23 protein-coding genes are annotated in these 23,725 nt (G+C 63.7%); 12 read left to right on the top strand and 11 right to left on the bottom strand.

Going from position 1 to position 23,725, the window contains the following annotated elements; all coding sequences use genetic code 11:
• Positions 1-34 precede the first annotated feature (34 nt).
• A complete protein-coding gene (locus tag BFN10_RS25165; RefSeq protein ID WP_071492044.1) occupies positions 35-493 on the top strand; it encodes an HIT family protein in 459 nt (152 codons plus the stop codon).
• Between the two features lie 126 nt (positions 494-619).
• Here the strand turns inward: BFN10_RS25165 and BFN10_RS25160 are convergent, their stop codons facing one another.
• The 7 genes from BFN10_RS25160 to BFN10_RS25130 all read right to left on the bottom strand — a co-directional run bounded on the left by BFN10_RS25160 (position 620) and on the right by BFN10_RS25130 (position 7,802).
• Complete coding sequence (locus BFN10_RS25160; RefSeq protein WP_028616866.1) at positions 620-958, bottom strand: Na+/H+ antiporter subunit G; 339 nt, start codon at positions 956-958, stop codon at positions 620-622.
• Positions 955-1,233, bottom strand: coding sequence for a K+/H+ antiporter subunit F (locus BFN10_RS25155; protein WP_005789171.1), 279 nt, complete (start codon positions 1,231-1,233; stop codon positions 955-957). The genes BFN10_RS25160 and BFN10_RS25155 overlap by 4 nt, the downstream gene beginning before the upstream one ends.
• Positions 1,230-1,718, bottom strand: coding sequence for a Na+/H+ antiporter subunit E (locus tag BFN10_RS25150; RefSeq protein WP_071491963.1), 489 nt, complete (start codon positions 1,716-1,718; stop codon positions 1,230-1,232). The genes BFN10_RS25155 and BFN10_RS25150 overlap by 4 nt, the downstream gene beginning before the upstream one ends.
• Positions 1,715-3,397 (bottom strand): monovalent cation/H+ antiporter subunit D, encoded by a 1,683-nt coding sequence (locus tag BFN10_RS25145; RefSeq protein WP_071491962.1) that lies wholly within the window; start codon positions 3,395-3,397, stop codon positions 1,715-1,717. The genes BFN10_RS25150 and BFN10_RS25145 overlap by 4 nt, the downstream gene beginning before the upstream one ends.
• The gene (locus BFN10_RS25140; protein ID WP_003192163.1) at positions 3,394-3,738 is read right to left on the bottom strand and encodes a Na+/H+ antiporter subunit C; all 345 of its coding nucleotides are present in this window, start codon (positions 3,736-3,738) and stop codon (positions 3,394-3,396) included. Before BFN10_RS25140 ends, BFN10_RS25145 begins: the two co-directional genes overlap by 4 nt.
• Positions 3,738-6,659: a monovalent cation/H+ antiporter subunit A gene (locus BFN10_RS25135; protein WP_071491961.1), complete on the bottom strand. Its 2,922-nt coding sequence runs from the start codon at positions 6,657-6,659 to the stop codon at positions 3,738-3,740. Before BFN10_RS25135 ends, BFN10_RS25140 begins: the two co-directional genes overlap by 1 nt.
• Positions 6,660-6,872: 213 nt before the next feature.
• Entirely contained in the window at positions 6,873-7,802 is a 930-nt protein-coding gene (locus BFN10_RS25130) for a DMT family transporter (protein ID WP_071491960.1), read from the bottom strand.
• Between the two features lie 92 nt (positions 7,803-7,894).
• Between BFN10_RS25130 and BFN10_RS25125 the strand changes: the two genes are divergently transcribed.
• From BFN10_RS25125 to BFN10_RS25075, 11 genes are all read left to right on the top strand, one after another.
• A complete protein-coding gene (locus BFN10_RS25125; protein WP_071491959.1) occupies positions 7,895-8,458 on the top strand; it encodes a helix-turn-helix domain-containing protein in 564 nt (187 codons plus the stop codon).
• A gap of 156 nt (positions 8,459-8,614) precedes the next feature.
• On the top strand, positions 8,615-9,811 hold the full coding sequence (locus BFN10_RS25120; protein ID WP_071491958.1) for an SfnB family sulfur acquisition oxidoreductase: 1,197 nt from the start codon (positions 8,615-8,617) through the stop codon (positions 9,809-9,811).
• Between the two features lie 12 nt (positions 9,812-9,823).
• Positions 9,824-10,150, top strand: coding sequence for an acyl-CoA dehydrogenase (locus tag BFN10_RS25115; protein ID WP_071491957.1), 327 nt, complete (start codon positions 9,824-9,826; stop codon positions 10,148-10,150).
• Positions 10,150-11,583, top strand: a complete 1,434-nt coding sequence (locus tag BFN10_RS25110; RefSeq protein WP_071491956.1) for an LLM class flavin-dependent oxidoreductase — start codon at positions 10,150-10,152, stop codon at positions 11,581-11,583. Before BFN10_RS25115 ends, BFN10_RS25110 begins: the two co-directional genes overlap by 1 nt.
• 112 nt (positions 11,584-11,695) lie before the next feature.
• Complete coding sequence (locus tag BFN10_RS25105) at positions 11,696-12,598, top strand: AMP-binding protein (RefSeq protein WP_071491955.1); 903 nt, start codon at positions 11,696-11,698, stop codon at positions 12,596-12,598.
• Positions 12,595-13,365, top strand: a complete 771-nt coding sequence (locus BFN10_RS25100) for an ABC transporter ATP-binding protein (RefSeq protein WP_071491954.1) — start codon at positions 12,595-12,597, stop codon at positions 13,363-13,365. The genes BFN10_RS25105 and BFN10_RS25100 overlap by 4 nt, the downstream gene beginning before the upstream one ends.
• Positions 13,365-14,246: a branched-chain amino acid ABC transporter permease gene (locus tag BFN10_RS25095; RefSeq protein ID WP_058423839.1), complete on the top strand. Its 882-nt coding sequence runs from the start codon at positions 13,365-13,367 to the stop codon at positions 14,244-14,246. The genes BFN10_RS25100 and BFN10_RS25095 overlap by 1 nt, the downstream gene beginning before the upstream one ends.
• A gap of 4 nt (positions 14,247-14,250) precedes the next feature.
• Positions 14,251-15,300, top strand: coding sequence for a branched-chain amino acid ABC transporter permease (locus BFN10_RS25090; RefSeq protein ID WP_071491953.1), 1,050 nt, complete (start codon positions 14,251-14,253; stop codon positions 15,298-15,300).
• 21 nt (positions 15,301-15,321) lie between these two features.
• Positions 15,322-16,662: an ABC transporter substrate-binding protein gene (locus BFN10_RS25085; RefSeq protein ID WP_071491952.1), complete on the top strand. Its 1,341-nt coding sequence runs from the start codon at positions 15,322-15,324 to the stop codon at positions 16,660-16,662.
• 3 nt (positions 16,663-16,665) lie between these two features.
• A complete protein-coding gene (locus BFN10_RS25080) occupies positions 16,666-17,433 on the top strand; it encodes an ABC transporter ATP-binding protein (RefSeq protein ID WP_071491951.1) in 768 nt (255 codons plus the stop codon).
• Positions 17,434-17,445: 12 nt separating this feature from the next.
• Positions 17,446-18,864: an FAD/NAD(P)-binding protein gene (locus BFN10_RS25075; RefSeq protein WP_071491950.1), complete on the top strand. Its 1,419-nt coding sequence runs from the start codon at positions 17,446-17,448 to the stop codon at positions 18,862-18,864.
• On the opposite strand, the gene BFN10_RS25070 is transcribed toward BFN10_RS25075, so the two are convergent.
• The 4 genes from BFN10_RS25070 to BFN10_RS25055 are packed head-to-tail and all read right to left on the bottom strand — an operon-like array spanning position 18,856 to position 23,464.
• Entirely contained in the window at positions 18,856-20,100 is a 1,245-nt protein-coding gene (locus tag BFN10_RS25070) for an efflux RND transporter periplasmic adaptor subunit (protein WP_071491949.1), read from the bottom strand. The two genes, BFN10_RS25075 and BFN10_RS25070, sit on opposite strands and share 9 nt — an antisense overlap.
• The gene (locus tag BFN10_RS25065) at positions 20,090-21,568 is read right to left on the bottom strand and encodes a TolC family protein (protein WP_071491948.1); all 1,479 of its coding nucleotides are present in this window, start codon (positions 21,566-21,568) and stop codon (positions 20,090-20,092) included. The genes BFN10_RS25070 and BFN10_RS25065 overlap by 11 nt, the downstream gene beginning before the upstream one ends.
• Positions 21,561-22,760 carry an ABC transporter permease gene (locus BFN10_RS25060; protein ID WP_071491947.1) on the bottom strand — a complete coding sequence of 400 codons (1,200 nt, stop codon included), beginning with the start codon at positions 22,758-22,760 and terminating at the stop codon, positions 21,561-21,563. Before BFN10_RS25060 ends, BFN10_RS25065 begins: the two co-directional genes overlap by 8 nt.
• Complete coding sequence (locus BFN10_RS25055; protein ID WP_071491946.1) at positions 22,757-23,464, bottom strand: ABC transporter ATP-binding protein; 708 nt, start codon at positions 23,462-23,464, stop codon at positions 22,757-22,759. The genes BFN10_RS25060 and BFN10_RS25055 overlap by 4 nt, the downstream gene beginning before the upstream one ends.
• Positions 23,465-23,725 lie beyond the last annotated feature (261 nt).

The raw sequence follows: 23,725 nt of genomic DNA, 5'->3' as shown, positions 1-23,725 counted from the left end.
GACCAAACCCACGATCAAACCAGCGGTGATTCAAATGGATTGTATCTTCTGCAGCATTGTTCAAAAGACCTCCCCAGCGCATATTCTGTGGGAAGACGACCAGCATATGGCGTTTCTTTCGATCTTTCCCAATACACCGGGTTTCAGCGTGGTAATCCCCAAGCAGCACTACGGCAGCTATGCGTTTGCGCAGTCGGATGAGGTGTTGGCCGGGCTTGCCGTTGCAGCGAAGAAAACCGCGCTTCAGATCGACCGTGCGTTTCCCGATGTGGCGCGCACCGGGATGATCTTGGAAGGGTATGGCGTGGATCACCTGCATGCGAAGCTGTTTCCCATGCATGGAACCGGCGGCGACAGTACCTTCAAGCCGCTGAGTTCGAAGGTGGACAAGTTCTTCGAGGCGTATGAAGGCTATATCTCGTCCCATGACCATGTGCGGGCGGATGATGCCGAATTGGCTGAACTGGCGACCAGAATCCGATCTTTCGCCTGACACAGTTCAAAATGTGGGAGGGGGCTTGCCCCCGATGGCAGTGTGTCAGCCAGTATATCTGTAGCTGACCCACCGCTATCGGGGGCAAGCCCCCTCCCACAGTTCTGACCGTGTTTTCTATAGGGATCAACGGCGGCTGCTGACTTCGGCAGGTACATCATCCCCAGCCATGCGCTTGCGGAACAACGCCGTGCGCGCCAACAGCAACGTGGTCACCGGCACGGTGATCGACAGCAGAATCGGAATCAACCACCCGTGCAACACCGGCCCGGACTTGAGCACCGAAAAATAGATAATCGACGCCAACGCCACACACCACGCTCCCAGCGTCGATGCGAGTGCGGGCGGGTGCATGCGCTGGAAGAAGTCCTTCATGCGCAGCAACCCGATCGCGCCAATCAATGCAAATACACTGCTGAGCACCAGCAGCACGGCCACGACGATTTCCATCCATAACGGCATCATTCAATCACCTCCCCACGCAGCAGGAATTTCGCCAGGGCAAACGAGCCGACGAAGCCGAACAGCGCGATCAGCAGCGCCGCTTCAAAGTAGGTGTCACTGGCATACCGGATACCCAGCACCAGCATCATCAACATCGCCAGGATGTACAGGTAGTCCAGCGCCAGTACCCGGTCCTGGGCTGACGGGCCTTTGAACAGGCGGATAAGCGTCAGCACCATGGCCAGGGAGAACAGGAACAGGCTGAACAGGATCGCATTGGAGAGCAGCGCGCTCATTCGAAGATCTCCATCAGGGGCCGTTCGTAGGTGGTCTTGAAGTGCTCGATGAAAGGCGCCTCGTCGTCCAGGTCGAATACGTGCAAGAGCAGGATGCTGCGGTCCAGCGCCAGTTCCGACCAGATGGTGCCGGGCACCACGGTGGTGATCATCGACAGCGCGGCGAGGCCGTTGGGGTCGCGCAGGTCCAGGGGAATCCTGATGAAGCGCGAACGCGGTGGGCGGGAGCCGCAGGTCAGCACGCCCCAGGCCACTTGCAGGTTGGAGACGATCACGTCACGGCCCACCAGGAAAAACAGGTGGATGATCACGCCGGGGCGACGGATGCGGATCGGCAGTGGTCGCAACGGTGCCATCAGCAGCGGCGCAAGAAAGCCCAGCAGTGCACCCAGCAGCAGGTTGCCCGGGCTGACCGACAGGTTCAGCACCAGCCACAGCACCCACAGCGCCAGGGACAGCCACGGAGCAGGGAACAATCGCTTCATGGTTGCACCTCCAGGGCGGCGGCCTGGGCTTCGGGGCTCGGCACCGGACGCGTGGCCATCACCGCCATCACATAGTGCTCGGGGTTGTTCAGGCTCACGGCAGTGGCCTGGGTGTAGCGCAGCAGTGGTTCCGCCTTGAAGGTCAGCAGGATGCTCAAGCCCAGCAGGAAGAAAATCGGCACGCATTCATAGCGACGCAGTAGCGGCGAAGGGCGTTCTTCCGGGGTCCAGAAGCGCTGGATGCCCAAGCGTGCGAAGGCAATCAACGAGGCCAGGCCGGAGAGAATCAACAACGCCACCAAGCCCCAGGCGGCTGGCCGGATCGGTTCGTCAATACTCACACCCAGGCCCAGCGGATTGACCAGCGCACTCAACAGACTGAGCTTGCCGATAAACCCGGAGAGCGGCGGCATACCGATGATCAGCAGGGCGCAGGCGATAAAGCTCAAGCCCAGGAACGCCATGGTCCAGGGAATCACCTGGCCGACCACGGCTTGCTGCTCGTCATCGAGGTTGACGCCAGGGCGCGGGTGCAGGGATTCCATGGCCTTGGGCAACGCATCGATCTCTTCGTCCAGCGGCAGGTCGTTGGCCGAGCGTGACCGTTCGATCAATTCAGCCAGCAGGAACAGCGCGCTCAAGGCCAAGGTGGAACTGACCAGATAGAACAGCGCGCCCGCCGTCAGGCTTGGTTGGGCGAAACCGACGGCGGACAGCAAGATCCCCGCCGACACCAGGATGCTCAAGCTGGCCATGCGCTCCAGGCGCTGCGCCGCCACCATCGCCAGCGCCGCGCAAATGATGGTCGCCATGCCGCCATACACCAGCCAATCCCCGCCAAACAGCGCCGAAGCACCGGCCTGGCCGGAGAACAGCAGCGTCCACAGGCGCAGCACGGTGTACACGCCGACCTTGGTCATGATCGCAAACATCGCCGCCACCGGCGCACTGGCCGAGGAGTAGGCGGGCGCCAGCCAGAAGTTCAGCGGCCACATGCCGGCCTTGGCCAGGAACGCCGTCGCCAGGATCGCCGCACCGGCATGCAACAGGCCGCGATCGGCCTCCGGCACCAGCGGGATTTTCAGCGCCAGGTCAGCGAAGTTCAGCGTGCCGGTGACACCGTAGATCATCGCCGCGCCAATCAGGAACAGCGAAGACGCCAACAGGTTGATCGCAATGTAATGCAACCCCGAAGACACCCGCGCACGCCCGGAGCCATGCAGCATCAGGCCATAGGAGGCCGCCAGCAGCACTTCGAAGAACACGAACAGGTTGAACAGGTCCGCCGTGAGGAAGGCGCCGTACAACCCCATCATCTGGATCTGGAACAGTGCGTGGAAGCTGGTGCCCGCACGATCCCAACGGGCCATGGCGAACAGCAGCGCACTCACGCCGATGATCCCGGTGAGTACCAGCATCAGCGCCGAGAGTTGGTCCACCACCAGCACAATGCCGAATGGCACCTGCCAGTTGCCCGGCAGGTAAACCCCAATCGAGCCTGGGCCGCCTTTTTGCGTCCAGTACAGCAGCAGGATGGCGATGCCCAGGCCGATGACGCTGGAGAACAGATTGATTTTCGCCTTGAGCGGGCGGCGCTTTTCGCCAAGCATCAGCATCAGCGCGGCGGTCAGCAACGGCAGCAGGATCGGTGCGACGATCAGTTGATTCACCCAATTCATTCCTTGGGCTCCCGGCCGTCCACATGGTCGGTGCCGGTCAGGCCCCGGGAGGCGAGCAGCACCACCAGGAACAACGCGGTCATGGCGAAGCTGATCACGATGGCCGTAAGCACCAGGGCCTGGGGCAGCGGATCGGTGTAGTTGAGCAGGTCCTGCGGCACGCCGTCCTTGATGATCGGCTCCTTGCCGATAAACAGGCTGCCCATGCTGAAAATGAACAGGTTGACCCCGTACGAAAGCAGGCACAGGCCCATCACCACCTGGAAGGTCCGTGGCCGCAGGATCAACCAGACGCCGGAAGCCGCCAGGACTCCAATGGCAATTGCGATGACTTCTTCCATCAGGCGGCTCCTTCCGTTGCGGCAACCACTTTGGCCTGGTTGCTCGGTTTATGGGCCCGCACGGACTGGTGACCGAGGGCGGTGAGCATCAGCAGCGTCGATCCGACGACCATGGCGTACACGCCGACGTCGAAGAACAGCGCGCTGGCGATATGGATATCGCCGAGCAGCGGCAGGCTGAAATGCCAGGTGTGAGTGGTGAGGAACGGGTAGCCGGCAATCAGCGCGCCGAGCCCGGTCAGGGTTGCCGACAGCAGCCCGAAGCCCATCCAGCGCATCGGCCGCAGGCTCATCTGCGCCTCGACCCACTGCGTACCGGCGACCATGTATTGCAGGATGAACGCCACCGACATCACCAGCCCGGCGACAAACCCGCCACCCGGTTGGTTGTGGCCGCGCATGAACAGGTAGAACGACACCACCAGCGCAATCGGCAGCAGCAGGCGCACCAGCACCGCCGGCACCATCATGAAGCCCAGTGCGGTGTCGCTGGCCTGGCGCGGGTTGACCAGGTCGGTGGCCACGTCTGGCGCCAACTGGCGCTGTTGCGGCGGCAACTCCATGCTCTCTTTTGACGGGCGGAAGCGCCGCAGCAGGGCGTACACCGTCAGCGCCACGGCGCCGAGTACGGTGATTTCGCCCAGGGTGTCGAAGCCGCGGAAGTCCACCAGCATCACGTTCACCACATTGCTGCCGCCGCCTTCGGGCAGGGCGCGGCTGAGGTAGAACGAAGAAATATCGTTGGGCGTCTGGCGCGTCAGCATCGCGTAGGACAGCAACGCCATGCCACCGCCCACCACGGTCGACAACAGGAAGTCACGCAGGCGACGGATGCGCGCCTTGCGCAGCGAGCTGGGCAGTGGCGACACCTCTTCGATCCGCCGTGGCAGCCAGCGCAGGCCGAGCAGGATCAGCACGGTGGTCACCACTTCGACCACCAACTGGGTCAGCGCCAGGTCCGGCGCCGAGAACCACACGAAGGTCACGCAGGTCATCAGGCCGCACACGCTGACCATGGTCAGGGCCGCCAGCCGGTGGTACTTGGCTTGCCAGGCGGCGCCGAGGGCACAGGCTATCGCCAGCAGCCACAGGGTGACGAACACGATGGAGCCCGGGATCTTCGGGCGGTCGCCCCAACTGAGGCCACTGTTGAGCATCGGGATCATGCCGCCGATCACCGCCACCAGCACCAGCAGGAACAATTGGGTCTGCAGGCGCTTGGTGCTGATGCGTTTCTCGATCCTGCGCACGCCGCGCATCATCACCACCAGGCTGCGCTCGAAGCCGCGCTTGCCGTTGAAGTAGCTGATCACCGGCGGGTACTTGAAGCGGCCACGCTTGAGTTGCTTGCGCAGCAGCAGGTACAGCACCACGCCGCCGGACATGGCCACCAGGCTCATGATCATTGGTGCGTTCCAGCCGTGCCAGATCGCCAGGCTGTATTCCGGCAGCACGCCACCCACTACCGGCAGCGCGGCGGCGGCGAGGATTGATCCGACCACCTGGGCCGGGAAGATCCCCACCAGCAGGCAGGTGAACACCAGCAACTCGACCGGTGCGCGCATCCAGCGTGGCGGTTCGTGGGGAGTGTGCGGCAGGTTGGTCGCGGTCGGGCCGAAGAACACGTCGACGGTGAAGCGCAGGGCGTAGGCCACGCTGAAGGTACCGGCGATGGTCGCGATCAACGGCAGGGCGAACTCCACCCAGGCCGTCGAGGTGATGAACACGGTTTCGGCGAAGAACATCTCTTTGGACAGGAAACCATTGAGCAACGGCACGCCGGCCATGGACGCACTGGCCACCATCGCCAGGGTCGCGGTAAACGGGATCAACCGCACCAGCCCGCTGAGCTTGCGGATGTCCCGCGTGCCACTTTCATGGTCGATGATGCCCGCGGCCATGAACAGCGAAGCCTTGAACGTGGCGTGGTTGAGGATGTGGAATACGGCTGCGACGGCCGCCAGCGGGCTGTTGAGGCCCAGCAGCAAGGTGATCAGCCCGAGGTGGCTGATGGTGGAGTAGGCCAGCAGGCCCTTGAGATCATTCTGGAACATGGCGCAGTAAGCGCCGAGGAGGAGGGTAAGGGCGCCGGCACCGCCGACGATCCAGAACCATTCTTCGCTGCCGGACAGCGACGGCCACAGGCGGGCCAGCAGGAACACGCCGGCCTTCACCATCGTTGCCGAATGCAGGTACGCCGACACCGGCGTAGGGGCCGCCATCGCGTGGGGCAGCCAGAAGTGGAAGGGGAACTGCGCGCTTTTGCTCAAGGCGCCGATCAGCACCAGGGCCAGCATGACCGGGTACAGCGAATGCGCGCGGATCTGCTCGCCCGCCACCAGTACCTGGTCCAGGTCATAGCTGCCGACGATATGCCCCAGCAACATTACGCCCGCCAGCAGGCACAGGCCGCCGGCGCCGGTGACCATCAGCGCCATGTACGCCCCACGGCGCGCATCGGCGCGGTGGTGCCAGTAGCCGATCAGCAGGAACGAGAACAGGCTGGTCAGTTCCCAGAAGAACACGACCTGGATCAGGTTGCCGGAGATCACCAGCCCGAGCATGGCCCCCATGAAGGCCAGGAAAAACGCGAAGAAGCGCGGCACCGGATCGTCCGGCGACATGTAATAGCGCGCATACAGCGACACCAGCGTGCCGATGCCCAGCACCAGCATCGAGAACAGCCAGGCAAACCCATCCATGCGCAGCACGAAGTTCAGCCCGAGGCTGGGCAACCACATGAATTCTTCGCGGATCACGCCACCGTGGGCGATCTGGGGGTAGAGCAGGGCGACTTGAATAGTGCCGACCAGGGCCACCAGGCCGGCCAGCAGGGATTCGGTGTTACGTGCATTGTGCGGCAGCAAGGCCGCCAGACAGCTGCCAATGAACGGCAGAAGCAGTAGAACTATCAGGGACATAGGCTTCTAATCTGCGGGAGTTTGGGATGCATCATACGTGCCGCTTTAACGATCACCAAACGGCAAGATGTGGCAGGATCCTACAAGCTAAGCCGAAATCGCCCATTTGGCATTGTTTCAGGTAACCCGATTCGGGCAAGCGACACCGCCCCCCCTGTGGGAGCCGGGCTTGCCCGCGATGGCGATCTGACAGCCACTGCAAGTACTCGGACCTTATCCCTGCTGTTCCTGTTCCCTCTCATCGCGCAATTCCAGGGCCTTCTGCCCCTTGGTCTTCATCTCGCTGACAATCACCGCCAACACAATCAACGCCGCCCCCACCATCGCGATCGGCGGGAAGCGTTCCCCGGCAATCCGACCGACCACGCCGGCCCACACCGGCTCACCGGCATAAATCAACGTGGCGCGGGTCGGCGAAACACTTTGCTGCGCCCAATTCATCGCCACCTGGATCACCGCACTGGTCAAGCCCAGGCCCACCGCGCTGAACAGCAGCAACCACGAAAACCCCGGCAACGCCTCGCCCATTGGCACCACCATCAGGAACGACAGCAACGACGCCGTGGCCAGTTGCACCACGGTCACCCGACGCACGTCCACCTGCCCGGCAAAGGCGCTGATCAGGATGATCTCCGCCGCGATTGCCACCGCACCGATCAACGTGGCGATTTCACCGGGACTGAAATTCAGCGAAGCCCCCGCCGGCCCGGTCAGCAGCATCAAGCCGGTAAACGCCAGCATAATACCGATGCTCGGCATCAACCCCGGGCGACGGCCGAGCACCAGCCATTGCAACAGCGGTACGAACGGCACATATAACGCCGTGATAAACGCCGATTGACTGCTCAAGATGGTCTGCAAGCCAATGGTTTGCAGCCCGTAGCCAAACATGATCGCCACACCGATAAACACCCCGGCTTTCAATTCGAACAGCGTCAGGTCGCGCAACGTGCGCAAGGAAAAGCACCCCACCACAATCGCCGCGGCGGCAAAGCGCAAACCGACAAAAAACATCGGCCCGCTGACCGTCATTGCGTGCTGTACCAGCAAAAACGTGCCGCCCCAGATCATGGTGATCACCACCAGGATGCATTCGGCTTTGCTGAAACGGTTGAAACGAGGGGAGGCGGTCGGGGTGGTCATGGCGGCTCGGTCTTGCAAGGGAAAGGCACGGACCGCACAATGCGCCGCACGCTGGGCAGTATACTGCGCACACCCACCCATTGAGCAATATAGTGCACAAAGAAAATCCCCACCGGGCTTCGGTCCTGCAGCACGTCAGCCAGAACGTCCGTCGCCTGCGGCATGCCGCCGACCTGAGCCAGACTGCGCTCTCGGAAAAATCCGGCGTCAGCCGGCGCATGCTGGTGGCCATCGAGGCGGGCGAAAAGAACGTCAGCTTGTCCACCCTCGACCGCGTGGCCGAAGCGTTGGACGTGGCGTTCAGTGACCTGATCCAGGCGCCGGATGCCCCCGACCACAGCCGCATCAACGAACTGGCCTGGGCCGGTGACATTCCCGGCAGCAAGGCGGTGTTGCTGGCCAAGGCCACGGCGCGGCGCGAGGTCGAGTTGTGGGAAATGCAACTGGAGCCGGGCGATCGCTACAACCCTGACCCCGACCCGGATGGCTGGAGCGTGCAGTTGTTCGTATTCCAAGGCTGCCTCACGCTGCTGGTGGGCGATGAAGAAAAGCGCGTCGCCGCCGGTGAGTTTTATATGTTCGCCAGCCGGAACGTGCATGGTTATCGCAATGACGGCGACATGGCGGTGCGCTTTGTGCGCAACGTGGTGATCTAACTGTTCTTCCGGCAACAGTGGATGGACACTTTGCTGGTTTGAAAACGCGCTCGGCTGCGCTGAAATGCCAGCAACTCGCTGATTTTATTGGCGATTAGATTCAGGCACGACTCCTGCAATCACCCAGGTAATCCCCTCGGAGCCTGGAGTCGGCCCATGTCAGCCCACCCTCAACACCCTGCCCATATCATCCGCTCGGACGCGGAAGCCATCGAGGTCGCCACGCGCCTGGCCAAACGCTTTGCCGTCGAGGCCAGCGCGCGCGACCGTGAGCGGCGCCTGCCGGTGGCCGAGCTTGACGAGTTCTCCGCGAGCGGCCTGTGGGGCATCACCATTCCCAAAGCGTACGGCGGCGCAGGCGTGTCCTATGTGACCGTGGCCGAGGTAATCAAGCTGATCTCCGCCGCCGATCCGTCCCTGGGGCAGATTCCGCAGAACCACCTGGGCGTGGTGGACATCCTGCTGCAAACCGCGACCGAGGCACAAAAACGGTACTACTTCGGCAAAGTCCTCCAGGGCTATCGCTTCGGCAACGCCTTCTCCGAAGCCAAGAGCAAGAACGCCGGCACCTTCGACACGCAGATTCGCTTCCATGGCGACACCGCGCAAATCAACGGCGAGAAGTTCTACTGCACCGGCGCGCTGTTCGCCCATCTGGTGCCCACCGTCGGCAACAATGAAGACGGCCAGGCCTTTATTGCCTTTGTCGAACGCGACGCGCCCGGCCTGAACGTGATCGACAACTGGGACGGCTTCGGCCAGCGCACCACCGCCAGCGGCGGCGTGACCCTCGATGGCGTCAGCGTGCCCTTGAGCGCGGTAATCCCGGCCCACCTGGCCTTCGACCAGCCCACCGCCAACGGCCCGATCTCGCAGATCATTCAGGCGGCGGTCGATACCGGTATTGCCGTTGGCGCGTTGGAGCAGGCGAAAATCTACGCACGCCAGGCGCGGCCCTGGATCGACAGCCAACAGGATCACGGCTGGCAGGACCCGTTCACCATCGCCGCCATCGGCGACCTGGAATGGCGCGTGCACGGCACCGAAGCCATCCTCGCCAAAGCGGGGGAAGCCGTGGACCGCGCCCTCGCCGAGCCCGGCGAAGACAGCGTCGCCCACGCCTCACTGGTGGTCGCCCAAGCCAAAGTCCTTTCTGCCGAAACCGCCTTGCTCGCCAGCAGCAAACTGTTCGAACTGGCCGGCACCCGCTCGGTCACCGGCAAGCACAACCTCGACCGCTTCTGGCGCAATGCACGCACCCACACTCTGCACGACCCGGCGCGCTGGAAATACCACCTGATCGGCAATTATGTGCTCAACGGCGTAAAACCTGCGCGCCACGCCTGGAATTGAGGAACCTCACCCATGACTGCACTGACCCTTGCGCGCCAACTGCTGGACAGCACCCGCCGTCACGTTGAAAACAGCACTGACCCCTACGTGATCAGCCGCTTCGGCGACTTGCAGATTCGCGTCGATGTGGCCGCGGCCTTGTTTGAACGCGCCGAAACCCATCCAGGCCCGGTGGCGTTGACCGAAGCGCAAATCGCCGCCGCAGAGGCGCTGATCGCCGCGAGCAACGCCGAGTTCGAACTCACCGGCCAACGCACCGCACTGCCGTCGAGCCTTGATGACCCGCTGCGTACGAAGTACCAGATCGTCGGCAACTACCACCTCAACGGAGTGCTTTGATGTCCCGTGAAATCCGCTTGAACGCCTTCGACATGAATTGTGTCGGCCACCAGTCGCCGGGCCTGTGGGCGCATCCGCGTGACCGTTCGTGGCAGTACAAGGACCTGGAATATTGGACCGACCTCGCCAGGATCCTTGAACGCGGCAAGTTCGACGGCCTGTTTATCGCCGACGTGCTGGGCATCTATGACGTGTACAACGGCAACGGCGACGCGGCGATTCGCCAGGCCACCCAAGTGCCGGTCAACGACCCGCTGTCGCTGATCGCACCGATGGCCTTGGTCACCGAACACCTGGGCTTCGGCCTGACCGCTTCGTTGTCGTTCGAACATCCCTACCCGTTCGCCCGCCGTCTCTCGACCCTGGACCACCTGACCAAGGGCCGCATCGGCTGGAACATCGTCACCTCCTACCTGGAAAGTGGCGCCAAGAATCTCGGCCAGAAGGCCCAGACCGAGCACGATGCGCGCTACGACTACGCCGAGGAATACCTGGAGGTCTGCTACAAACTCTGGGAAGGCAGTTGGGAGGAGGGCGCCGTGTTGCGTGACCGCGAACGGCGGATTTTCAGCGACCCGAGCAAGATCCACGAGATCCGCCACGTCGGCAAACACTTCCAGGTGCCCGGCATTCACCTCTGCGAACCGTCGCCGCAGCGCACGCCAGTGCTCTACCAGGCGGGCGCGTCGAGCCGTGGCAAGCAGTTCGCCGCCGAACAGGCCGAGTGCGTCTTCGTTGCCGCGCCGTCCAAGGTGCTGCTGAAAAAGACCGTGGCCGACATCCGCCGACGTGCGGCCGAAGCCGGGCGCGATCCGAAGAAAATCCTGATCTTCAACTTGCAGACGGTGATCGTCGGCGAAACCGATGCCAAGGCCAAAGCCAAGTTCGAGGAGTACAAATCCTATGTCAGCTATGAAGGCGCCATGGCGCTGATTTCCGGCTGGACCGGCATCGACTTCAGCCAATTCAAACCGGATGAGCCACTCAGGCACGTGCATACCAACGCCATTCAATCGGCGGTAGAGGCGTTCTCTACGGCCGATCCGAACAAGGTCTGGACCCCGAATGAGCTGGCCGACTGGGTCGGTATCGGCGGCTTTGGCCCGCTGTTCGTCGGCGGCCCGGAAACCGTCGCGGACCTGTTGCAGGAATGGGTCGAAGAGACCGATGTGGACGGCTTCAACCTGGCCTACGCCCTGACCCACGAGACCTTCATCGACGCCGTGGACCTGCTGGTGCCGGAGTTGCAGAAGCGCGGGGTGTACAAGACCGAGTATGCCCAGGGCACGTTGCGCGAGAAGTTGTTTGGCGACGGCGCAAGGTTGGCCTCCAACCACCCTGGTGCCGGCTACCGCAATTTATCTGACGCGCACATAACCAATGTGGGAGGGGGCTTGCCCCCGATAGCGGCAGTCCAGTCAAAGCACTTGTGACTGACACACCGCCATCGGGGGCAAGCCCCCTCCCACAGTAGATCGGTGTTGATCCAAATAATCCAGCCAGCGGACCACCGCACGCACACACACCAATAGGAGCACTACCCCTATGAGCGTGCACGAACTCAAACGCCCACTGGCCGTGGAGTGGCCCGCCGAATGGCTCGGCCACCTGCCCAAGGCTCTGGAACAACTGCGCCACTGGGCGCAGATCACGCCGCTGCACACCGCCCTGCGCCACAAGCGCCAGGGGCAGTGGTACGCATGGCGCTGGATCGACGCCTTGCGCGATGTGGAGCGCCTGGCCGATGGCTTGCGCCAGCAGGGGGTCAGCGAGCAATCGCGGCTGGCCCTCAGCGGGGCGTTCGAGCCGAACCTGCTGTTGCTGGCCCTGGCGGCGCAATCCATCGGCGCGCAGGTGCTGACCCTGGCCGATGACCTGGAGCCCGAGGCGCTGCAACACCACCTGTGGCGCATTCGCCCGACCCATTCCTATGTGCAGTGCCGCCAGACTGCGCGGCACTGGCAGTCGGCCAACTTGTTGGATTTTGCGCAGTTGCTCGGCCCGTTGGCGCCGACGCAACACTTGGCACGCTGGTGGCAGCCCACGGGTGAAACCCTGTTGTGGAGCGAAGAGGGCACCCACTGGCAGGGCGGTCTGGCGGTGGTGCTGGAGCAATGGCTGAACAGCGGTCACGGTCTGGCCTTCCCTGAAAGCCTGGCCTCGGCGCGGCGCGACCGCAGCGAAGTCGCACCCACCGGCCTGCTGTTGTCGCCCGCACGCTTGCAGCACCTGGCCGACGAGATCGAAAGCCGCCTGGCGCCCCACGGCACCTGGCGCCGACGCTTATGCGACTGGGCCATCGCCCACCCGCAAAGCGGCCTGCGGCGCCTGCTGAAAAACCGCGTGCGCCGGCTCCTGGGTTTCCAGCGCCTGGCGTACATCTGGCAACCCGTCAAAGCCGCCCCTTCACCGGTGTGGCTGGCGGAATTCAAACGGGACATCGCATGAGCCAGGCCATTTTGCAGGTGCGGGATATCTCGCTGTCGTTCAAGGGGGTCAAGGCGATCAATGCCTTGTCCTTCGAGGTGTTGCGCGGCGAGATCTGCGCGTTGATCGGGCCGAATGGTGCCGGCAAGAGTTCGCTGCTCAATGTGCTCAATGGCGTGTATCGCTTCGATGCCGGCGAGATTGTGTTCGAAGACCAGCACTTCCACCGTATCGATCCGTTGGGCGCCGCGCGCCGCGGCATTGGGCGCACGTTCCAGAACAACGCGCTGTTCAAGAAAATGAGCGTGCTCGACAACATCCTCACCGGCCTGTCGCGGCATATGCGCAGCAGCTTTATCGAACAGGCCCTGGGCTTGCCTCGCGCACGCCGGGAAGCCGAAGCGTTCCGGTTGCGCGCCCAAGGCATTCTCGAATTCCTGGAACTGCAAGCCCACCGCGATGTGCTGGTGGGCAACCTGTCCTACGGCCTGCAAAAACGCGTGGAACTGGGCCGGGCGTTGATCGCAGGGCCGAGCTTGTTGCTGCTGGACGAGCCCATGGCCGGCATGAACGCCGAGGAAAAACAGGAAATGGCGCGCTTCGTTGCCGACGTCAACCGCGACCTCGGCACCACCGTGGTGTTGATCGAACACGACATGGGCGTGGTCATGGGCCTGTCCGACCATGTGGTGGTGCTCGACTACGGGCGCAAGGTCGGCGACGGCACGCCGGCGCAAGTGCAGGCCAACCCCGAGGTGATCGCGGCTTACCTGGGAGTGGTGCACTGATGACGTTTTTCTTTGAAACCCTGCTCGGCGGCCTGCTCGCCGGCACCATGTATTCGTTGGTCGCCATCGGCTTCGTGCTGATCTACAAGGCCAGTGGCGTGTTCAATTTTGCCCAGGGCGCGATGCTGCTGTTTGCTGCACTGACGTTCGTCAGCCTGCATGACCAGGGCGTGCCGTTTGCCCTGGCGTTGCTGCTCACGGTGATTGTGATGAGTGTCGGCGCCTTGCTGATCGAGCGCCTGGTGCTGCGGCCATTGGTGAACCGTTCGCAGATCACCTTGTTCATGGCCACGCTGGGCCTGTCGTTCATTATCGAAGGCCTGGCCCAGGGGTTGATGGGCTCCCAGGTGCGGGCGCTGGATTTAGGTATCGACGATGTGCCGCTGTTCGTCGGCCCGCTGATGCTCAGCCAGTTCGACCTGATCGCCGCCGCCGCTGCGGTGGTGCTGGTGACGGTGCTGGCGCTGCTGTTCAACAAGACCCGCATCGGCGTGTCGCTGCGCGCGGTGGCGGATGACACCACCGCGGCGCTGTCCATCGGCATCAACCTCAACCGCATCTGGCAGATCGTCTGGGCGGTGGCCGGCATCGTCGGGCTGGTGGCCGGGCTGCTGTGGGGCGCGCGCCAGGGGGTGCAGTTCTCTTTGTCGCTGGTGGTGCTCAAGGCCTTGCCGGTGTTGATCATCGGCGGCTTTACCTCGATTGGCGGGGCGATTGTCGGCGGGCTGATTGTCGGCGCGGCGGAGAACCTTGCCGAGGTGTACATCGGCCCGTTGATCGGCGGCGGTATCACGCCATGGTTCGCCTATGTTCTGGCCCTGGCCTTCCTGTATATCCGCCCCGCCGGCCTGTTCGGCGAGCGCGCCATCGAGCGAGTCTGAAAGCATGTCGATCCCTCTTGCACAACACACCGCGCCGTTGCTGCTGATTCAGCGGCGCATGCCCTGGGCCTTGATCGGCCTGCTGGCGCTGGCCTTTATCGGGGTGCCGCTGTGGGGCAATGACTATTGGCTGAACGCGATCCTGATCCCGTTTCTGGTGCTGTCATTGGCCGGGCTGGGCCTGAACCTGCTCACCGGCTATACCGGGCAGACCTCGGTGGGCGCGGCCGGCTTCATGGCCGTCGGTGCGTTTGCCACCTACGGTTTTCTGCTGCGCCTGCCGGAGCTGGGGTTGCCGGTGGCGCTGCTCGGCGGCGGGGTCATCAGTGCGTTGGTCGGCCTGCTGTTCGGCCTGCCCAGCTCGCGGATCAAGGGCTTCTACCTGATGGTCACCACCCTGGCTGCGCAGTTTTTCCTGGAGTGGCTGTTCGTCAAGTTTCCCTGGTTCTACAACTACGGTTCGTCCGGGACCATTTCCGCGCCCAGGCTGGCGCTGTTCGGCCATGACCTCAACACACCGCTGGGCCGCTACCTGCTGACCCTGGTCACGGTACTGCTGCTGACCTGGACCGCGATCAACCTGGTGCGCAGCCAGGTCGGCCGCAACTGGATGGCGATCCGCGACATGGACACCGCCGCCGCCGTGGTCGGCATTCCGGTGGTGCGCTACAAGCGCCTGGCGTTCGCGGTCAGTTCGTTCTACCTGGGCATAGCCGGTGCGCTGTGGGCCTTCGCCTACCTGGGCACCGCCAGCGCCAGTAGCTTTGATATCAATCGCTCCTTCCAGATCCTGTTCATCATCATTATCGGCGGCATGGGCAGCATCGCCGGCAACTTTGTCGGGGCGGCGTTCATCAGTTTGCTGCCGATCTTCCTCAGCCATGCCGGGCAGGCGTTGTTCGGCGGCTCGGTGGATGCGGGGCAGTTGCAGAACCTGCAGAAAATCATCTTTGGCGTGTTGATCATCGTGTTCCTGATCAAGGAACCCGAGGGCTTGATTCGCCTGTTGCACAACCTGCGTGACCGCGTGCGGCAGTGGCCGCTGCGTTTCTGACATTCCCTTAAGAGAATCCCTATGCGTGCATCCTTGAAACGTTCCCTGGTCGGCGCTGCCTTTGCGCTGGCAACCTTGGCCGGTGCAGTCCCCCAGGCAATGGCCTCGCCGGACCAGCAATTCATTCCCCTGGCGACCTATCGTGTGGGCGCCTGTGCGTCCAGCGGCGTGCAGGTGTGGGCCGGGATGATCGATTACCTGCGTTACATCAACGAGGTCGAAGGTGGCATCAACGGCGTCAAGCTGGTGTGGCAGGAATGCGAGACCGAGTGGACGGCAGAGAAGGGCATCGAGTGCTACGAGCGCTTCAAGCATGGCCTGGATGGCGCGCCGGTCGCGGTGTACCAGCCCAATGGCGCGCCGGCGGCGTATGCGCTGAGCGAGCGGGCCGAGGTGGACAAGATCCCGCTGATCACCCTCGGCTACGGCCGCACCGAAGCCACCGACGGCACGGTGTTCCCGTATAACTTCCCGGTGATGCTGACGTTCTACAGCGAAGCGTCGACGCTGGTGAACTACATCGCACAGCGTGAAGGCGGTTTCGACAAGCTCAAGGGCAAGAAGATCGCCACGGTCTACCACGACTCGGCCTACGGTCGCGAAACCCTCGGCCCGCTCAAGTTGCTGGCGGAAAAATACGGTTTCGAAAACATCCAGATCCCGGTGGCCGACCCCGGCAACGAGCAGTCTGCGCAATGGCGCCAGGTGCGCCAGGCCAACCCGGACTGGGTGTTCCTGCGCACCTGGGGCGTGTCCACGCCGGTGGCGGTGAAGACCGCCGCGCGCTTCGGCTTTCCGGTGGACCACATCATCGGCGACATCTGGGCCAGTTCCAGTGAAGACGTATTGCCCGCAGGCGCCGCCGCCAAAGGCTACCTGGCCCTTACGCCATACCCGGCCGGGGCTGATTTCGAGATCCACAAACGCCTCAAGCAATACATCCTCGACAAGGGCCACAGTGACCTCAAGGACCTGAAGAACTTCGGCAGCGTCTACTACAATTCCGGCCTGGTGAACGCCGCCGTGGCGGTGGAGGCGATCCGCACCGGCCAGGCCAAGTTCGGCAAGCGCCCGCTCAATGGCGAAGAAGGCCGCTGGGGCCTGGAACACCTGAACATCGACGATGCGCGCTTGAAGGACATGGGCTACCTGGGCCTGATGCAGAACCTCAAGCTGTCGTGCCGCGATCACGAAGGCGGCGGCTCGGCGCGGGTGCAGCAGTGGGACGGCGCCAACTGGACGCTGATCAGTGAGTGGATCGCCGCCGACCGTGGGTTGTTGCGCCCGTTGATCGATGAAAAGTCGGCAGCGTTCGCCAAGGAAAAAGGCCTGACGCCACGCACCTGTACCGGGGACGAATAAATCATGTGCCAGCCCGCCACCGATGCCGCGCAGTCGTCGCTGCTGACGGTCAACGATATCGAAGTGATCTACGACGGCGCAATCCTCGCGGTGGCCGGAGTGTCGCTGAGCGTGCCCAAGGGGGCCATTGTGGCCTTGCTCGGTGCCAATGGCGCCGGCAAGAGCACCACGCTCAAGGCCATCTCCGGGCTGGTACGTGCCGAGCGGGCCGAGGTCAGCCGCGGCGTGATCGAATACGCCGGTGCCGACCTGGCCGGCATCGACCCCAGCCAGCGCGTGCGCCAGGGCATGGTGCACGTGTTGGAAGGCCGCCATGTGTTCGGCCAACTGAGCGTGGAAGACAACCTGCGCAGCGGCGGCTTTGTGCGACGCCTGAGTCGCCGGGACCTGGAGCACGACCTGGAACGCGTCTACGCCTGGTTCCCACGGCTCAAGACCAAGCGCCATACCCGCGCCGGCCTCACCTCCGGCGGCGAGCAGCAGATGGTCGCCATCGGCCGGGCGTTGATGACCCGTCCTACTTTGGTACTGCTCGACGAGCCGTCCATGGGGTTGGCGCCTATGATCGTGCAGGAGATTTTCGCGATCATCGCGCAGCTCAACCGTGAGCAGCAGGTGAGCTTCCTGATCGCCGAGCAGAACATCAACGTCGCGCTGAACTATGCGTCCCACGGCTACGTATTGGATACTGGGCGCGTGGCCTTGAGTGGCAGCGCCGCTGAGCTGTTGGCGCGGGGCGACTTGCATGACATTTACCTGGGCAAACAGTAAGGGCGACTTCGCATGAATGAATCCATCCGCAACGCTGATGTCCTGATCATCGGCGGCGGCCTGAGCGGCACGATGCTGGCCGTGCAACTGCTGCGCCGGCCGGGCGCGCGCCGGGTGCTGGTGATCGAACCGCGTGCCGAGCTGGGCCGGGGCGAGGCCTACAGCGCCGTCGAACTGGGCCACACCCTGAACGGCAACGCGGCGCGCATGAGTGTCGACCCGGACAACCCTGACGACCTGACCCAATGGCTCACCGACTACATCGGTGCCGGCGGCTGGCCTGAGTCCGACCAGCAACACGTGCCGATCAGCGAACTGTTCCCGCCACGCGGGATATTCGGCTTGTATGCCCAGCAACGTTTGGCCGAGGCGAAGGCGCAGTCCGCATCCAGCGTGGAGCATGTGCGTAGTGAGGTAGTCGACCTGCAAGTGGATGAAGGCTCAACCCTGCTGACCCTCGATAACGGCCAGCAACTGCGTGGCGCGTTTGCGGTACTGGCTACCGGCATGTTCCCGGCGGCGCGTACACCGCAGACTGAATCCAGCGGGCTGAACGCGGCGGCGGTGGACCCGTGGGACGTGAGCGCGATGCGCCGGATCGACCCGCAGGCGCCGGTGCTGATCATCGGTTCCGGGCTGACCATGGTCGACGCCGTGGTGTCCCTGGAACAGGCCGGGCATCGCGGGCCGATCGAGGTGTTCTCGCGTCACGGCCTGCTGCCCCATGTGCGGCGGCAACCGCCGGCCTGGGGGGATTTCCTTGGGGAGGACCACCGCCTGCGCAGCCCTCGGCAGTTGCTGCGCGAGGTGCGCCGGCAATGCGCGCTTGCACGGGAGCAGGGCATCGACTGGCAGGCGCCGCTGGACACCGTGCGCGTGCATATCGCGCGCCTGTGGAGCCAGGCCAGCGAGCGCGAGAAGCGCCAGTTCGTGAGGCATGTACGGCCCTGGTGGGAGAGCCATCACCACCGCTCGCCGCCGTTGAGCGCGCAGTTGGTGGCGCGCTTGCACGAAGAGGGGCGGTTGCGGATCCGGGCGGCGTCGTTCAAGGGGTTGGAACCTTCGGGTGAAGGGGTGACGATTCGTTTGCGTTATCGCGGCGAGCAAGGCATCACCCAGGTCTCGGGCGCAGCGCTGATCAACTCCAGCGGTATTGAATACGACTGGCGCCGCGTGGCGCGGCCGCTGCCTCGGCAGTTGCTCAAGCGTGGGCTGATCCAGCCAGGGCCGCTCGCGTTGGGGATTGCGGCGGATGCGTCGGGGGCAGTGGTGGACGCACAGGGGCAGGTCAGCCAGCGCTTGTTCGCCATGGGCCCGCCGTTGCGTGGGATGTGGTGGGAAAGCACGGCGGTGACTGATGTAGCGCTGCAAGCCAAGGCACTGGCCGCAAAGCTGATGCCCCTCCCACATAGGGTTTTCCATTTATCTTGAGGTCTTCACAAGGCCGGGTTTCAGGCCGAAGACTTCGACGCCCTGCGCGGTTGATTGCCCCGTGGTCACCTTCACCCGCTCCACCGGCTTATCCATCGTCTCCCGATACTCCACCGTGTTGTCCGCCTGGATTGCCTGGCTGGGAATCACCATCGCCTGGGCATTGTTGTAGGTCACGATGGTCAGCCGCGCACTCATCCCCAGGCGCACCCGTTGCAACTGCTGCGGCGTGAGTCTGGGGATCGTCAGGGTCACCGGAAACTGCGCGCTGCCCTGGCTGTCGTTGGCAATTGCCAAGCCGCTGACCACGCTTACCGAGCCGGTCAGCCGCTCGCCATCAAACCCGTCGCCCAGCACTTCCACCGCCTGGCCCTGATGCAACTGGTTGATGTCCAGCTCCGAAACCTTGGCGGTGATTTTCAGTCGTTCAATGTTCGCCAGTCCAAACAGCACCTGGCCCTGGCTGACCTTGCTGCCGGCCTGCACCGGGGCATTGTTGTTGCCGCCGCCCTGGGATGAGGTGTTGCCCGGTGGCGGCACCACGATGCCGGAGAACGGCGCCTTGACCTCCTGGCCGTCGAGCAGCTTGTGCAGGGCGTCGTATTTCACCGTGGCGTTGGTCAGCTCCATGTCGGCGATCTGGCGGTACTCGCCCTTGCCCTGGTCGATGGCCTGCTGCAGTTCGCTGCGGGCGGACGCGAGATCCAGTTGCTGCTGCTGGGTCTGTTGCCTGAGGTCGTCCAGTTCATTGCGCGGGATGATGCCGCGCTTGAACAGGTTTTCGCTTTCGGTGAGTTTGCGCTGGGTGTTGCCGGCGGTCATTTCGGCGGTGCGCAAGCTGCGGCGGGCGCGGCTGACGGCGGGGCTGCTGTCCCAGTCCTGCATCTCTTGCACGGTGCGCCGGGCCTTGAGCTGGGCGGAAAGCGCTTCGCGCAATTGCACCTCCAGGGTGGCCGGGTCCATGCGCAACAGCACCTGGCCGGCCTCGACGCGCTGACCTTGCTCCACCAGGTTGGCTTGCACGTTGCCATCGAAGGGCGCGGTGAGGGTGATCGTGGTATCAGGCTCGATCTTGCCTACCAGGCCGATCCGGTGCTCCAGCGCTTCGGGCTTGACGGCCAGCCACTGTTCGCTGGCACCGCCCGGATCGGACGCCGGGCTGCGCAAGGCCAGGCCCGCACTGCCCAGCAGGACGATCAACACAGCACCCAGCAGGCGTTTCTGATTAGTAGTCATTGAGGGCGATTTCCCAACTTTCCAGCGTCATGCCCAGGGTCAGGTCGAGCTGGGTCTGGGCGTTCAAATAAGCGATCAGCGCATTCAGTTGCGCGTTTTCGGCGTTGCGCAGGTCGGTCTCGAAACTCAGCACCTGGAAGTTGGTGGAGCGTCCGGCGCTGAGTTTTTCCCGCTCGATCTCGATCTTGCGCCGCGACAACTCCACGGCGCGCTGGGAAATTTCATACTGGCGCCAGCGGGTGCCGAGGTCACGCACCACATCGTTGACGCTGCGTTCCAGTTCCTGGCGTGCATCGGTGATGCGGATGGCCTGGTCCTCCACATTCACTCGCGCGCGCACTTCGGCCTGGCGCGTGCTGATATCGCCGATGGGAATCTGCACTTGCACCCCGGCGTAGCTGTCCCAGGTACGGTTGTTGGAACGGCCGGTATCGTTGTCAGTGTTGGCGCGCACCTGGTTGGCGCCGGCCACCAGGTCCACTTGCCAGCGACCCGAGTCCTTGGCGATCACCAGGTTGAGGTCGGCCTGCTGGCTGCCGAGCAGGGCGGCGAGGTATTCGGGTTGCTGGGTCTGCGCCAGGTTGAAGGCCTGGCGCTTATCGATCTGCATGGGCCTGGCCTCCAGGGCTTCGGTGGCGCGAATCGGCGTGGACAGGTCCAGGGCCAGCAGGCGCAGTAGCGCCAGGCGGCTGGTGTCCAGTTGGTTTTGCGCTTCTTCCACGCCCAGTTGCTGGGTGGCGATATCGGCTTCGGTCTGCACGATTTCGAATTCGGCCATGCGCCCGGCACTGATCAGCGCCTTGTTCACTTCCAGCAAGGTGCCGGAACGCTTGAGCGCATCCTGCACGATGCTCAGTTGTTCCTGGGCACGCAGCAGTTCGCGGTAGGTGGCAATGATCTGGCTGATGGTTTGCGCGACGGTGGCCTTGAGGTTCAGGCGGTTGGCCTGTTCCGACAGGCGCGACAGGCGCAGCGGCGCGGTGGTGGCGTCCCAGCCGGCACCGCGCAGCAGCGGTTGGATGATTGCCAGGTCAAGGCCGTCGCTGCGGTAGCGACCGGCGCGGTCGGCGTTGCTCAGTTGCTGGGTCCAGGCCATGCTCAGGCGTGTGCCGTACTCGCCGAGCAGGCTGGTGGCGGGCGCCACGTTGGCATTGCGCGTATTGTCGGCGGAGCCCCGGGTGCTGCGGTAGTAACTGTTGAGGGTGAGCTTGGGGTTGAACACATCTTCGGCCACGCGCAGGTCGAACTTCTGTGCCACCCGTTGCAGGTACGCGCTGCGGATCGCCGGGTTGTTGCGCAGGCCCAGGTACACCGCATCCCCGAGGGTCATGGCGGTGGTCTGGGCATTCAACGAAACGCTGCGCTCGTAGCCGCTGCGGGTGGTGCTGGGTGCCGATGGTCTGATGACCACGTCGGCGGCCATGCCGGGCAGGCTGGCGAATGCGAGCAGCCATAGCCATTTACTCATCGCGCAGGGCCTCCACTGGCTGCAACCGCGAGGCGGAGACCGCCGGGTAGATGCCGAAGAACAACCCCACCAGCAACGTGCTGCCCACCCCCAGCGGCAGGGCGGCGACCGCCAGGGCAAATTCCCAGCCCGACAGCCAGGCGTACAACCAGGCCGCCGTCATGCCCAGCACGGCGCCACACAGGGCACCGACGGCGGTGAGGGTCACGGCTTCGAGCAGGAACAGGTTGCGGATGTCGCGCTGGCGTGCGCCGAGGGCCATGCGAATGCCGATCTCGCGACGGCGCTCCGAGACGTTCATCAGCATCACGTTCATCACCCCGACGCCACCGCCCACCAGGGAAATCGCCCCCAGGGCCAGCAGCAGATACGCAAAGGTGCGGCTTTGGCGGGTCATGCCGTCGATCATTTGCTGGGGCACCTGGATGTCTGCATCGTGGTCGGAGAGCTGCGAGCTCAGGGCGCCAGCCACGTCCTTGGCAAGGCGTTCCATGTCCTGGCCGGGCGTGGCGCGGATGATCACGTTGCCGATCTGCGGTGTGGCATAGATGCGGCGCATGCCTTCGGCGGGGATGAACAGCGACTCGTTGGCCTGCACCGGCATCAGCATCGCCCGGGGCTGGCTGCGCAGGATGCCGATGATCAGGAACAGATAGTCGTTGATGCGCACACGGTCGCCCAGTTGCAGCGGGTCACCTGGCGCACCGAGCGCCTGGGCCAACTGGTCGCCGATCACGCCGTAGGTTTCATTGGCATCGAAGTTCGACAGGAAGCGCCCCTGCTGCATCACCAGGCGCATCGCGTCCTTGATGTCCGGCGTGCTGCCGACGAAGTTGGCGTTGGTGGTGCGACCGTGGAACACGATGGGCCCGCTGAACAGCGTGAGGGCGCCGATATGGGCAATCCCCGGCACGGTTTGGCGCACGGCCTCCAGGTCGAGGCGGGCAGGCATGGGGATACTGCTGCCGTCCTTGGGCGGGAACTGGGCGATCAGGGTGTCGGTGCCCATGTCCTTGAAGATCATCGCCGCGTCGGTGGCGGCGTTGTGGCCGATATTGATCAGCGCCACCACCGACGAACTGCCGATGACGATGCCCAGCAAGGCCAGGACCGAACGCTTACCCAGCGTGCGCAGGCTGACGAACGCTTCATGCAACAGTTGGCTGAGGCTTTGTTCGACCCGCAGGCTCATAGGCTCCCGGCCTCTTGCACCACGCCATTGCGCACCAGGATCTTGCGCTCCAGGCGCTCGGCGATATGCGGGTCGTGGGTGACGATGATCAGCGTGACTTGCTGTTCGCGGTTCAACGCCAGCAGCAGGTCCATGATCTCCTGTGCGGTGGTGCTGTCGAGGTTACCGGTGGGTTCGTCGGCCAGGATCACCGACGGGTTGCCCACCAGTGCCCGCGCGATGGCGACCCGTTGGCGCTGGCCGCCGGAGAGGTCGGCGGGGCGATGGTGGGCGCGCTCGGACAGGCCGACCTGATCCAGCATGCGCAAGGCCTGTTCCACCGACTCATGCCGCGACACGCCGCGATAACTCAAGGGCAGGGCGACGTTGTCCAGGGCGCTGAGGCGCGGCAGCAGGTTGAAACTCTGGAACACGAAGCCGATCTGCTGGTTGCGGATAGCCGCCAACTGGTCCGGTGTGGCGTTGAAAATATCGTGGCCGGCGAAGTGGTACTGGCCGCAATTGGGCAGGTCCAGCAGGCCGAGGATATTCAGCAGGGTACTTTTGCCCGAACCGGAGGCGCCAAGGATGCCGCAGCTGTCGCCACTGGCGATGGACAGGCACACATCATTGAGAATGGCCAGGTGTTGCCCGGCCAGCTGATAGCTTTTGCCGATGCCTTGCAGGGAGATCAAGCCTGGGTGCGCGGGGGTATCTGTCATCATGACTACGCCTGCAGTCTCGACGATGCCGTGCTGCCCCCGGAAAAGCATTGTTACAAGTTCGGGAGCTGCCTGGCATGCGTCACGGACTGGTTTTATTTCTTGTTTTTAAAATATTGTTTGAATACTAACCGTGTTCCCGCTGCTTCGCCAGCCATGGATATAGAGCGGTTTCATCCTTTGAAACGATTTCCTCCAGGTGCCTCCAGGCCGCTCAAAATTCATTCCAGCAGTCTCAAAGAGCCCGTGGGCGCAGGCTTTTGA

The sequence above is a fragment of the Pseudomonas extremorientalis genome, assembly GCF_001870465.1.
In the GTDB taxonomy this organism is placed as follows: Bacteria; Pseudomonadota; Gammaproteobacteria; order Pseudomonadales; family Pseudomonadaceae; genus Aquipseudomonas; species Aquipseudomonas extremorientalis.
Note: the sequence above shows the minus strand (reverse complement) of the source record. Positions and strands in the feature narration are given on the sequence as shown.